The organism is Nocardia glycosmidis, from assembly GCF_052545115.1.
This window is the reverse complement of the sequence record NZ_JBQWRH010000005.1, coordinates 339,140-351,970: the sequence shown is the minus strand read 5'-3', so window position 1 is coordinate 351,970 and position 12,831 is coordinate 339,140. Positions and strand designations below refer to the sequence as shown.

Sequence of the window (12,831 nt, the reverse complement as noted above, 5' to 3'; positions counted from 1 at the left end):
TTGGGCTGTCGGCCTTTTCGCCGTCTTCGGCCCTTTTCTACTGCCCTTATGCGGCCTCCAGCGATGGGAATGTGGCATGGGGTGCGACGTCGGTCGGGCATTCTGGACTACATGTGTTTGGTTCTGATCGGATGGCGCGCGCACCCGGAATACCGGCTGATCGTGGCCGCCAACCGAGACGAGTTCTACACCCGGCCGACCGAGTCCATGCGCCGGTGGCCGGAAGTGCCCGGACTGATCGGCGGGCGCGACACCGCAGCGCTGGGCCGGGCCGAGGGCGAGCTTCCCGGCACCTGGCTCGGCCTGGCCGCGCAGCCGCAGGGCAACAATCTTTTCGCGGCGGTCACGAATGTCCGCAACCCCAACGACGAGCGCATCGACGCGCGCTCCCGGGGCGCGTTACTGACGGATTTCCTGCGCCGCGCCTCGGACCGCGAACAGGCGGGCGAAACTCCCGTGCCAGAAAGGTACATGCTCGATGTCGCGGCCGCGCCCGACGACTACAACGGCTATAACCTCGTGGTGTCCGACCTGCGGACGCTGTGGTGGCATTCCAACCGCAGCGCCGCGCAGCCGAGGGAGCTGGCTGCGGGCTTCCACGGTCTCGCCAACGGCACGTTCGTCGCTTCCGCGGAAATGCTCATGCCGAACGCCGATCTGGATGCGCCACAGCCCGTCTGGCCCAAGGTGCGGGCCGGTGTGACCGAACTGCGCGAGGTCGTGGGAACCGATCCCGGTGCGGTCGATCGCTACTTCGATGTGCTCGCCGATCGCACTGAGGCGCCGGACGAGCGGTTGCCGAACACCGGCACCCCGTACGAGCTGGAGCGGGCCCTCTCGGCCCGGTTCGTGGCCCACGCCAGGCAGGGCACCAGGGCCAGCACGGTGCTGTTGGTACGCGAGGACGGCAGGTTCGAGATGGCCGAACGCTCATTCGGCCGACTGGGCGAGGAACTGGGTGAGGTCGTCGTGCGCGGGATGCTCGATCTGGCCGGCTGACGACCGGCGGCCCGCCCTCTGAAGAGAGCGGGCCGCCGAGGTACTAGCGAGAAGTTCGGTTCGAAGGAAGTTACTTCGGCTTCTCCGCCCACTTCGTGGTGCCATCCGGCGCCTGCAGCGTGTTCAGCAATTCCAGACCAGCGGCGACCAGCGTGGGCCCACCGACCACGATGGTGCCGAGAATGCCGCCGATGCCCGCGCCGAGCGGCAGTCCTGCGATGCAGCCGACGCCGAACAGCGGAAGACCGAGGACGCAGCCGACGACCGCGCCGATCGCGGTGCCGATGAACCCACCGACGGCCGTGGCGATGCCGAAGTTGCTCGCGAACTCGTTCTGCGCACGCTGGTTCTCGAGCGGCGACGCGACATCCTTGGCCACCACCGGCTTCGCGACGACGGGCTTGTCGGAGACGACGAGGTCGGCCGGACGTTCGGGCGTGACCTCGAGAACGGTGCCGTCCTTCTTCAGGTCGGCCTTGACCGGCACCAGCTTGCCGTCGACATCGACGTTCAACGGGAACGAGACCAGGGTGTTGCCCTTATCGTCGCGCACATTGGCGACCGTGGTCTTCGGCTCGTCGACTGTCACGCCCTCCTGCTCGGTCAGCGAGAAGGTTCCTCCCCGGAGCGCCGCTACGACGGTCTTGTCGACGAGCTTGACCGAGTAGGCCACGGAGGGATCTGCCTGCGCAGCGGACGGCTCGTCGGCATGCGCGGTGCCCAAACCGATGGTCATCGCACCGATGACCATCGCGGCCGCCGCGGTGGTTCTGCGGAATTTCATTCAGTTTCCAATCCATCATCAGGTCGTCGTCGCCGGCCGATCTCCAGCACGCGAGAGCTCTTTACCATCAAATCCGGTAGGCGGCTCCGGATCCTCCCCGAGCGGTGCGAAGAGGGCACAGCGATCTGAACGTTGTGAGCCTAATGGAACACCACGTTTTAGGCGATATCCCTTATCAGCCATGGAAACCGAGCCGATCCGCACCGACTGGACGGGATGCTGCAGCGTTTGCGGCGGTGGCAGGCATACCCGCAGGACGCGGGGCAATTTACTGTGATATTGATCACGATCAAATGACGGTCCGAACCCTAGTTTGCGGGGACTACCGCGCAAAACCCGATCGTACGATGGAGATAATTGTTACTGGCGGGTAACTTGCGTCCGGTTACGATACGAGCCAACCGACGCGGTAACCAGACCGGCCGCGCATGGTGCCTCTAAAGAAAGGTCGCGACATGAATGCCCTGACAGTGACGCTGGGCACGATTGGGGCGACGCTCAGCCTCCTGTGTTGGGCGTCGTTCATCGGCGGCGTCCGCAATATCGCGCGCGCCATCATGATCGGACAGCCCGCGCCGGATCGTTGGCGGCCCTTCTTCCCGCGTTTCAAGCAGATGCTCGTGGAGTTCCTGGCGCACACGCGCATGAACAAATTCCGCACCGTCGGCTGGGCGCACTGGCTGGTGATGATCGGGTTCATCACCGGCGCCATACTGTGGTTCGAGGCATACGGGCAGACGTTCGACCCGGCATTCCACTGGCCGATCATCGGCAACTTGCCGATCTATCACCTGTTGGACGAAATCCTCGGCATCGGCACCGTGCTCGGCATCACCACGCTGATCATCCTGCGTCAGCTCAACCATCCACGGGTGCCGGAACGGCTGTCCCGGTTCAGCGGTTCACAGTTCGGCCCCGCCTACGTGATCGAGGCGATCGTACTGCTCGAGGCCCTCGGCATGATCTTCGTGAAGGCCGGCAAGATCGCCGCCTACGGCCACGCCGACCCGGCGACCGATTTCTTCACCATGCAGGTGGCGAAGCTGCTGCCCGCGAATACCACGATGGTGGCGCTGTTCGCCTTCGTGAAACTGATGTCCGGCATGGCGTTCCTGTACCTGGTCGGCCGCAACATCACCTGGGGCGTGGCCTGGCACCGCTTCTCGGCGTTCCCGAACATCTATTTCAAGCGCGAGGACGACGGGGGCGTCGCGCTCGGCGCGGCCAAGCCGATGATGTCGAAGGGCAAGCCCGTCGACATGGAGATCGCCGACCCGGACACCGATACCTTCGGCGCCGGCCGGATCGAGGACTTCTCCTGGAAGGGCTGGCTGGACTTCACCACCTGCACCGAGTGCGGCCGCTGCCAGTCGCAGTGCCCTGCCTGGAACACCGGTAAGCCGCTGTCACCGAAGCTGCTGATCATGTCGCTGCGCGACCACGGCTACGCCAAAGCCCCCTACCTGCTGGCCGGCGGCCGCAAGGACCTGGGCGGCGACGAGATCGGCCTGGTCGACGCCGAGGGCAACCCGAACGAAGCGAAGCTGGCCGAGATCGCCGAGGCGGCCAAGGCCGAGGCGCAGCGTCCCCTGGTTGGCGGCGCGGAGGTCGACGGCATCATCGATCCCGAGGTGCTGTGGAGCTGCACCACCTGCGGCGCGTGCGTCGAACAGTGCCCAGTGGACATCGAACACGTCGACCACATCATCGACATGCGCCGCTACCAGGTGCTGATCGAATCGGAGTTCCCGTCCGAGCTCGCCGGTCTGTTCAAAAACCTGGAGAACAAAGGCAACCCCTGGGGCCAGAATGCCAAGGACCGGCTCAACTGGATCAACGAACTCGACTTCCAGGTCCCGGTCTTCGGTCGGGATGCCGACAGCTTCAACGGTTACGAGTACTTGTTCTGGGTCGGCTGTGCCGGCGCCTACGAGGACCGCGCCAAGAAGACCACCAAGGCAGTCGCCGAGCTGCTCGCCACCGCGGGCGTGAAATTCATGGTGCTCGGCGCCGAGGAGACCTGCACCGGCGACTCGGCGCGCCGCGCGGGCAACGAGTTCCTCTTCCAGCAGCTGGCGCAGCAGAACATCGAGCTGCTGAACTCGGTGTTCGACGGCGTCGAGGAGCGCAAGAAGAAGATCGTCGTCACCTGCGCGCACTGCTTCAACGCGCTGAACAACGAGTATCCACAGGTCGGCGGCAACTATGAGGTGGTGCACCACACCCAGCTGCTCAACCGGCTGGTGCGGCAGAAGCAGCTGATCCCGGTCGCGCCCGTGTCGCAGAACGTCACCTACCACGACCCTTGCTATCTGGGCCGCCACAACAAGGTCTACAACGCCCCGCGTGAGCTGATGCAAGCCTCGGGCTCCACGTTGGTGGAGATGCCGCGCCACGGTGAACGCTCCATGTGCTGTGGTGCCGGTGGCGCGCGCATGTGGATGGAAGAGCAACTCGGCAAGCGGATCAACATCGACCGGGTCGACGAGGCGCTGACCACGTCGCCGGCGAAGATCGCCACCGGCTGCCCGTTCTGCCGGGTGATGCTCACCGACGGCGTCACCGCCCGCCAGGAGAAGGGCGTGGGTGAAGGCGTCGAGGTGGTGGACGTCGCCCAGTTGATGCTGGACGCCATCGAGCGGGTCGAACCAGCGGTGCTGACCGAGAACCTCACCGTCATCCAGGAGCCGAAGGCACCTGCGGCGGAACCCGTCCCGGCCGCCGAAGCCCCTACCCCCGCTCCCGCGAAGGCCACACCCACCGGCGGCGGCCTGGCCATGAAGGGCCCCGCCAAGGCACCCGGCGGTCTGGGCATGAAAGGCGCTGCCAAAGCACCCGGCGCCAAGACCGCCGCGGAACCCGCGCCTGCCGCAGAAGCACCCGCAGCACCGGTCAAAGGCCTCGGCATGAAAGGCGCTGCCAAAGCACCCGGCGCCAAAGCCGCCGCAGAACCCTCCCCTGCCGCAGAAGCACCCGCAGCACCGGTCAAAGGCCTCGCCATGAAAGGCCCCGCCAAAGCACCCGGCGGCCTCGGCATGAAAGGCGCTGCCAAAGCACCCGGCGCCAAGCCCGCCGCGGCCCCAGCCGCCGAATCCGCGGCCGAGGCCCCGGTGTCCGCAGCTCCCGCGGCCAACCCGGTCAAGGGTCTGGGCATGAAGGGTGGCGCCAAGGCGCCGGGTGGTGGGCTCGCCATGAAGGGCGCGGCCAAGGCGCCCGGCACCAAGGCTCCGGCAACGCAGGTGTCCGCAGCCCCGGCGGCCGAGGCCGCGACCACCGACCCGGCCGCCGCCGGACCGACCGAGACCAAACCGACGGTGCCCGCCAAGGGGCTGGCCATGAAGTCCGGCTTCAAACGGCCGAGCCCCAAAGCCCCCGGCACCGCGGCCCCGACCACGTCGACGGAAGAGCCACCCGCCGCAGCGGCTTCCGCGGCACCGGCCGAACCCGCCGCCGAGCCCGAGCAACCCAGCAATGGCACCAGCGGCAACGGCGTACCCGACGTCGAGCCGCCCGCCGCCAAGCCCGGCGGTCTCGGTTTCAAGTCCGGCGCCAAAGCCCCAGGCCGCAAGCACTGAGTCAGCGACAACTGAACACCGACCAACGGCCGGGTCCGGGCGACGGACCCGGCCGAGTCATATTCGTGGCGCAGGCCCGATCTGGATTCGTATCCATATGCCGGAAATTCAGATATCATATGAAGGTAATTTCCGATATCGGAGAAGAGGTCGCCATGTCGCGGACGCTGATCGACATCGACGACGAAGCCTTATCCCTCGCTGCCGAAGAACTGGGCACGAAGACCAAGGTCGCCACAGTGAACGCGGCATTGCGCGAGGTCGCGAACAGGCGTGCGGTATCGAAGATGCTGCAGCAACTTCGCGCCAGCGGGACGGATCTCTCCGCCGAGGCGATGAAGGGGGCATGGCACTGAGAACGCTGTTCATGCTTGCGGACAAGTCGGCGCTGGAGTGGGTCCTCCGCGACGAGATCGCCGCCGCCGATTTTGCCGAAGTGACCAGCGCGCCAGGTGCGCTCGTGGCGAGTTGTCATCTCACTGCTCTCGAGATCGGCTTCTCAGCGCAATCCCCTGCCGACTACGTCGCCAAGCTCGCCGGCCAGAAAGCCCTGGTGTGGCTGCCGGTGACGGAGGAAGCCATGGACCGGGCATTGGAGGTCCAGGGTCACCTTGCGGTCCGAGGTGCGCATCGCCTGCCGATTCCCGATTTGATCATTTCGGCGACCGCCGAGGTGCACGGGGCGACCGTCCTGCATGTGGACAGCGATTATCAGACGATTGCGGAGATAACCGGTCAGCCGCATCGGCGACTGGAAACGAGCTGATCCGACCAACCCGCTCGCCGTCCCGTGGTACTGGGAACTGCCGGTCCGCCGACCGAACTGATGGCGCTGCTCGGCGCACTAACAATCCTCGACGAAAGCCTTCACATAGCCCACTGATTGGTAGGCGTAGTCGTAGGCCCAGCGCGGGACGGGCAGGTGGGGGCGGGGGTCGGTGAAGAGAAGTCCTCCGTCCCAACACTTCTGCAGGATGTAGCGGGCTCGCGAGATGTGTGGAGTGAAGGTGACGACGATGACTCGGCGCCAATGGTGGCTTCGGGCGAGGCGGGCCAGTTCGCGGCCTTCGCCACGTGTGGTGCGCGGAGCCGGATCGAAGCAGAGGACCTCGAAGCTGTAGCCGCCATGGCAGATGCGATTCAGCATCGCGCTGTTGGTGTAAGGATTCGAGAACACGACTCGCGGCGCGTACCCCTCCCGCGCCAGGCGCAGGCCGAGTTGTTCGCGACCATCGTGCGCGCCACCCAGGACGAGAACGGCGTCCGCCCGGGCGGGCAGGTCGACGTGCGGGCGTACGTAGACCGGCCAGAGCGCGACCACGGCGACGACGAGCGCCGAGCCGGCGCCGAGCAGGGGCCAGGCCCACCGATGACGTCGCACCATGCCGATGTTAGCCCGGCGCCGGAACTATCCACCGAGGTCAACGATTCGGGGACACCGATGTCGCCGCATGTACATCTGCTGTTGCCCGGACCCTTGCCTCGGTGACGTGGCGCGGCCATCGGCGGGGCTTACCAATCGATCATGCGATGCACAGTCTTCGGAACCGGGTACCTCGGGGCTACGCACGCGGCGTGCATGGCTGAACTCGGGCACGATGTCATCGGGGTGGACGTGGACCCGGGCAAGGTCGCGAAGCTGTCCGACGGCGTGGTGCCGTTCTACGAGCCCGGACTAGGGGATGTGCTGCGCCGCAACCTCGACGCGGGCCGGTTGCGGTTCACCACCTCCTACGCCGAGGCCGCCGCGCACGCGCAGGTGCATTTCCTCGGCGTCGGCACCCCGCAGAAGAAGGGCGAGTACGCGGCCGACTTGAAATACGTCCACGCCGTGGTGGATACGCTGGCTCCGCTGCTGCAGCGCCCCTCGGTGATCGTCGGCAAGTCGACGGTTCCGGTCGGCACGGCCGCCGCGCTGGGCGAGCGCGCCCGCGCGCTGAGTTCCACCGATGTCGAGGTGGCGTGGAATCCGGAGTTCCTGCGGGAAGGCTTCGCGGTCAAGGACACCCTGCGCCCGGATCGGCTGGTGCTGGGCGTGGACCGGGACCGCGCTACCGCCGGGTGGGTCGAACAACTGGTGCGCGAGATCTACGCGGACCTGCTCGCCGCCGAGGTCCCCTTCCTGCTGACCGATCTGGCCACCGCGGAATTGGTCAAGGTTTCCGCGAACGCCTTTCTGGCGACGAAGATTTCGTTCATCAACGCGGTGTCGGAGGTGTGCGAGGCGACCGGAGCCGACGTGACCATGCTGGCCGACGCCCTGGGTTACGACGCACGCATCGGTCGCCGCTTCCTCAACGCGGGCTTGGGTTTCGGGGGCGGATGCCTGCCCAAGGATATCCGAGCGTTCATGGCCCGCTCGGGCGAACTCGGCGCCGACCATGCCGTGGCCTTCCTCCGCGAGGTGGACAACATCAACATGCGCCGCCGCACCAAAGTGGTCGACATGGCCGCTCGCGCCTGCGGCGGGTCCCTGCTCGGCGCCAATGTCGCGGTGCTCGGCGCGGCGTTCAAACCGGAATCCGACGATGTCCGCGATTCCCCCGCGTTGAATGTGGCGGGCATGATCCAGCTGCACGGCGCGGTCGTGACCGTGTACGACCCTAAGGCACTGGAGAACTCGCGCCGGGTGTTCCCGACGCTGAACTACGCGACCTCGATCGCCGAGGCGTGCGAACGCGCCGACGTCGTGTTGGTTCTCACCGAGTGGGACGAGTTCACCGCGCTGCGCCCCCAGGACCTCGGCCGGGTGGTACGCGCTCGCTCGATCATCGATGGCCGGAACTGTCTCGATCGTGCCGCCTGGAGAGACGCCGGATGGGTGTACGCGGGACTCGGCACACCGTAGAGTTGCGGTGCGAGACGGACCATTAGCAGACAGATGACCAGTCCGCCTCGAGCGCAGCTGATCGCCGGCGGTAGGGTCCGTCCAGCAGGCCTGCTCCGCCACGGATGGCGCGGGCTCGCATGTCGCGAAGAGTTAACAAGATGGGCAGCTGATGAGTTCGGTACTGGGAGTTTCGGTGGGCGCCGGCGCTGTCCGTATGGCGCGACCGCACGCCGGTAACCCCCAGGGGCATGTCTCCCCGCGTTCTTTCGACCTGCAGACCATTCCGGTTACCGGCCAGAGCGTGGAAGAACTGGCGGCCGAGGCGATCGGCGTCACCCTGGAAGCCACACCGGGAATCGGCGCCACCGCGATCACCTATCGCAGTGAGCAGCATGCCCGCGCCATCCACGCGGCCATGGCGCGTCAGCAGCTGACCAACTACGAACTCGTGCCGGAGGTCGTCGCCGCGCTGGAATTCGCGCAGGCTACCGGCGATATCCGCGGAATCTCCTCGCTGGTCGTCTACGACCTGGGCAGCTCGGGCCTGTCGGTGAGTGTGGTCGACACACAGACCCGCGAAATCCGGTACAGCGAACGCACCAGTGACATCAGCGGCGATTATCTCGATTCACTGATTCGCGAGCAGCAGCTCACGTCCGGCCGGATCGCGCACCCGCCGAATGCCGCGGGCCTGGCCGAGCTGGATGCGCTCTGCCGAGAAGCAAAGGAGCAGCTGAGCACCAACACGGCGGTCGCGCTGCCCAGCGAGCAGGGCCTGGTTCTGCTGGCGCAGGAGAACTTCGAGTCGCTGATCATGTTGGCGATCGAGTCGTCGGCGCGGATGGCGCGCGACGTGATCGTGCGCTCGGATCGCCCGGCGCACGGAGTGCTCGCGATCGGCGGCTGCGCCCGGATTCCCTTGGTCGCCAAGGTGCTCGACCGCTGGATGGGCGTGCCCGTCATCGTGCCGGACAGCCCGGAGACCGTGATGGCCCGGGGCGCCGCGCTCCTGGCTCGGCCGGTCCGCAACAATGCCGCCGCCGCGAGCCCGAGGCTGGATGACGAATTGTCGCCGGCCTGGTTATCCGCTCCGGCTCAGCGCGGCAGACGCGAGATCAGCGGCGCCGTGTTGACGGTCAGCGCGCTCGCCGTGGTCGCCGCGATCGGGCTCGGCCTCGGCTACGGGCCGCAGGTACTGGAACGCGATTCGCACACCAGCGAGGGTTCACCGTCGCTGTCACCGACCACCATGCCGCGCACGACGATTCTCGATCCGCAGATCGCGGTCGCGCCGGGCACGACCGAACCCGCCGCGCACGAATCCGTCGCCGCACCGCCGCCGAACCGGCGACAGACTACGAGCGAGGCGCCGCCGGCGCCCGGTCCGAACACCATTGTGGTGCCTGGCCTTCCGCCGATCGTGGTCCCCACTATCCCGCCGGAGGTCTTCCCCTTCCCGCCGCCGCCGCCGCGCTGAATCGGCATCGGCATCGGCATCGGCTGAATCGAAACCGGCCTGAATCGAAACCGGCCTGAATCGACACAGACGGGCACACCTCGACTGCTCCATCGCCCTCGTGGCGGTGCGCCCGATGTCCACGGCTGTGCACCGAGATTGCGGTCGCCCGGCAGCTCGACTCAAATCCGCGCGTGCCGGGCGTGGCGCGCCCGCGGCGGCGGGCTCGGCTCCTTCGCGCCGAACGGGCGGGCGAGCAGCACCGCGATGCCGGTGGTCAGTGGCACCGAGAGCGCCAGTGCGATGCCGCCCACCGCGGAGCGCGCGATCTCGATCGCGACCGCGTCACCGGTCAGCACATCGCGAATCGACCGCCCCGCCACGCTGAACAGCAGCAGCAGCGGCAGTGCCCCACCGGCGTAGGCGAGCACCAGCGTGTAGACGGTACTGGCGATATGGTCGCGTCCCACCCGCATGGCGGCGGTGAAAACTTGGCGCCGCGAGGCGGATTCGTCGATGGCGGCCAGCTCGAACGCGGCCGACGCCTGAGTGATGGTGACGTCGTTGAGCACACCGAGCGATCCGATGATGAACCCGGCCAGCAGCAACCCGGTGATGCTGACGTGCTCGAGGTAGGTGGCGACGTTGGTGTTCTGTTCTTCGGAAAGCCCGGTCAGCTTCGTCAACTCGATCGTCAGCCAGGACAGCGCCGCGGCGAGCAGCATCGCGGTCAGCGTGCCGAGCAACGCCGAACTGGTGCGCAGGTTCACCCCGTGCGCCAGATACAGCACGGCGTACAGGATCAAGGAGCCGGCGACCAGCGCGACCGGGATCGCGGGTTTGCCGTCCAGCAAGGCGGGCAGCAGGAACAGCACCAGCACCGCGAAGGCGAACACCAGGCCCAGCAGCGCGCGCACGCCGCGCCAGCGCGCCACGGCGATGATCACGACCACGAAGGCCACGACGATCAGCGTGAGCGGCAGCCCGCGGGAGTAGTCCTCGAACGAGTACAGCGGAGTTCCACTGGGATCGGTCTGGCGGACCACCCGGATCTCGTCGCCCGCGCGCAGATCGGGTTGTCCTGGGCCGGGTGCGATCTCGAACAGCGTGCGGTTGCCCTTGTGCGGCCCGGACTCGATCGCGATCACACTGCGCTGGCAGATGTAGGCGTCGTTGCGCGGCGGCTCGGGCTTCTCGGGGAACACCTTGCCCTGCGACAGGCTGCCGCACGGACCGATGTCCTGCATCACCACGGTGCCCGCTTCGGTCTGCACCGCACCGCCACCCGCGTTCTGCATCGGTAGCGGGATATCCACGTGCTGCTCGCTCGGCCACAGGGCGATCGCCCCGATGACGATGGCGACGCCGATCACAGTGAGTAACCCGATGACCACGCGCGCAGCCGTGGCGCCGATCGCGATCGGTCCCGAGTGATCGTGGTGATGGTGGTGGTCGCTCACCGCGCTCCTATGTCAGACGTGTTGGTACCCGGGGCGAGCCTAAAGGATTTCATTTTCAAGATCCGGTCGGCGGCCGACGATACGCAGACCAAGCGATCCGATCGGAAGGAACACGGGATTTTAGAAGGGGCGGCGGAGAGCAGGGGGATGTCTCCGCCGCCCGCAGGTCGGCGGCCTAGGGGGGTAGGCGGCCGAACCTGAGGCCGGATATGCCCAGGGGGGGTAGGCAATCCGGCCGGGCACTCTGTGGTGCCGGGGACCACTGTACACAAAAGTCCTTCTTTTGCGCTAGATGGTCGCCAAAACTGGCAAATATGCGTACCTACGGTTTGTTTACCAGGTCGAAGCAGGGCGGCCATCACGCCAGGCCCTACTGGCGGTAGCTGGCAAGGAAGTTGCCGAAGCGTTCGATCGCGACCGCGAGATCCCGCGCCCACGGCAGCGTCACGATCCGCAGATGGTCGTGGTCGGGCCAGTTGAACCCGGTCCCCTGCACCATCAGGATCTTTTCCTGGAGCAGCAGATCCAGGATCAGTTTCGAGTCGTCGTGGATCTCGTACACATTCGGATCCAATTTGGGGAACGCGTACAGCGCGCCCTTCGGCTTCACACAGGACACACCCGGGATCATGTTCAGCCGCTCCCAGGCCACATCGCGCTGCTCGAGCAGCCTGCCGCCCGGCAGGATCAGTTCCTCGATGCTCTGATGTCCGCCGAGGGCGACCTGAATCGCGTGTTGCGCAGGCACATTCGGACACAGCCGCGACGAGGCGAGCAGGTCGATACCCTCCAGGAAGCCGGCCGCGTGCTCCTTGGGGCCGGTGATCGCCAGCCAGCCCGACCGATAGCCCGCGACCCGATAGGCCTTGGACAGCCCGTTGAAGGTGAGGCACAGCAGATCGGGCGCCATGGTCGCCAACGAGATGTGCTTGGCGTCGTCATAAAGGATCTTGTCGTAGATCTCGTCGGCGAGCAGCAACAGCTGATGTTTGCGCGCCAGATCGGCCACCTGCTGCAGCACCTCGGCGGAGTACACCGCGCCGGTCGGGTTGTTCGGGTTGATCACCAGCAGCGCCTTGGTCTTGTCGGTGATCTTCGATTCGATATCGGCGATATCCGGCTGCCAGCCGTTGGCCTCGTCGCACAGATAGTGCACCGGGGTGCCGCCCGCCAGGCTGGTCATCGCGGTCCACAGCGGGTAGTCCGGCGCCGGGATCAGCACCTCGTCGCCGTTGTCCAGCAGCGCCTGCATGGTGATGGTGATCAGCTCGGAGACGCCGTTGCCGAGGTAGACGTAGTTCACGTCGAGTTCGGGGAAGCCGGGCACCAGTTCGTAGCGGGTCACGATCGCGCGCCGCGCCGACAGGATCCCCTTGGATTCGGAGTAGCCCTGGGCGTACGGGAGCGCGGCGATGATGTCGCGCATGATCACATCCGGAGCCTCGAACCCGAACGGAGCGGGGTTGCCGATATTGAGCTTGAGGATGCGATGGCCCTCGGCCTCCAGCCGTGCCGCATGCGCGTGTACCGGTCCACGGATCTCGTAGACGACGTTCTGCAGCTTCGTGGACTGCTCCAGAACACGCGGGGGGCGGTGCGGATGATGGCTAGGACTCACCCGTCCCATGGTGCCATCCGTCGCAACTGGATAAATCGCCTGTCCGAGTGCGCGTCGGGCGGCCCCGGCCGCGACGGCGGCTCCAGCCCGTTTCGGTGTGACGCGCCAT

10 protein-coding genes are annotated in these 12,831 nt (G+C 66.7%); 6 read left to right on the top strand and 4 right to left on the bottom strand.

The window, feature by feature from the left end; genetic code table 11:
- Window positions 1–111 precede the first annotated feature (111 nt).
- Window positions 112–999, top strand: coding sequence for an NRDE family protein (locus tag ACT86A_RS09385; protein WP_445091610.1), 888 nt, complete (start codon window positions 112–114; stop codon window positions 997–999).
- A 70-nt stretch (window positions 1,000–1,069) separates the two neighbouring features.
- Here ACT86A_RS09385 and ACT86A_RS09380 read toward each other — a convergent pair whose 3' ends face one another.
- On the bottom strand, window positions 1,070–1,783 hold the full coding sequence (locus tag ACT86A_RS09380; protein ID WP_445091609.1) for a DUF8020 domain-containing protein: 714 nt from the start codon (window positions 1,781–1,783) through the stop codon (window positions 1,070–1,072).
- Window positions 1,784–2,238: 455 nt separating this feature from the next.
- On the opposite strand from ACT86A_RS09380, the gene ACT86A_RS09375 reads away from it, so the two are divergent.
- The 3 genes from ACT86A_RS09375 to ACT86A_RS09365 all read left to right on the top strand — a co-directional run bounded on the left by ACT86A_RS09375 (window position 2,239) and on the right by ACT86A_RS09365 (window position 6,124).
- A complete protein-coding gene (locus ACT86A_RS09375; protein ID WP_445091608.1) occupies window positions 2,239–5,358 on the top strand; it encodes a (Fe-S)-binding protein in 3,120 nt (1,039 codons plus the stop codon).
- Between the two features lie 155 nt (window positions 5,359–5,513).
- Window positions 5,514–5,714, top strand: coding sequence for a type II toxin-antitoxin system VapB family antitoxin (locus ACT86A_RS09370; RefSeq protein ID WP_445091607.1), 201 nt, complete (start codon window positions 5,514–5,516; stop codon window positions 5,712–5,714).
- Window positions 5,715–5,725: 11 nt separating this feature from the next.
- Window positions 5,726–6,124 (top strand): PIN domain nuclease, encoded by a 399-nt coding sequence (locus tag ACT86A_RS09365; protein WP_445091606.1) that lies wholly within the window; start codon window positions 5,726–5,728, stop codon window positions 6,122–6,124.
- A gap of 78 nt (window positions 6,125–6,202) precedes the next feature.
- Here the strand turns inward: ACT86A_RS09365 and ACT86A_RS09360 are convergent, their stop codons facing one another.
- Complete coding sequence (locus tag ACT86A_RS09360) at window positions 6,203–6,742, bottom strand: YdcF family protein (RefSeq protein ID WP_445091605.1); 540 nt, start codon at window positions 6,740–6,742, stop codon at window positions 6,203–6,205.
- A gap of 141 nt (window positions 6,743–6,883) precedes the next feature.
- On the opposite strand from ACT86A_RS09360, the gene ACT86A_RS09355 reads away from it, so the two are divergent.
- Together ACT86A_RS09355 and ACT86A_RS09350 are read left to right on the top strand one after the other, a co-directional pair.
- The gene (locus ACT86A_RS09355) at window positions 6,884–8,206 is read left to right on the top strand and encodes a UDP-glucose dehydrogenase family protein (protein WP_445091604.1); all 1,323 of its coding nucleotides are present in this window, start codon (window positions 6,884–6,886) and stop codon (window positions 8,204–8,206) included.
- Between the two features lie 151 nt (window positions 8,207–8,357).
- A complete protein-coding gene (locus ACT86A_RS09350) occupies window positions 8,358–9,665 on the top strand; it encodes a DUF7159 family protein (RefSeq protein ID WP_445091603.1) in 1,308 nt (435 codons plus the stop codon).
- A 161-nt stretch (window positions 9,666–9,826) separates the two neighbouring features.
- On the opposite strand, the gene ACT86A_RS09345 is transcribed toward ACT86A_RS09350, so the two are convergent.
- Entirely contained in the window at window positions 9,827–11,104 is a 1,278-nt protein-coding gene (locus tag ACT86A_RS09345) for a YibE/F family protein (RefSeq protein WP_445091602.1), read from the bottom strand.
- Window positions 11,105–11,474: 370 nt separating this feature from the next.
- Window positions 11,475–12,731, bottom strand: a complete 1,257-nt coding sequence (locus ACT86A_RS09340) for a pyridoxal phosphate-dependent aminotransferase (protein ID WP_445091601.1) — start codon at window positions 12,729–12,731, stop codon at window positions 11,475–11,477.
- Between the last annotated feature and the right edge of the window lie 100 nt (window positions 12,732–12,831).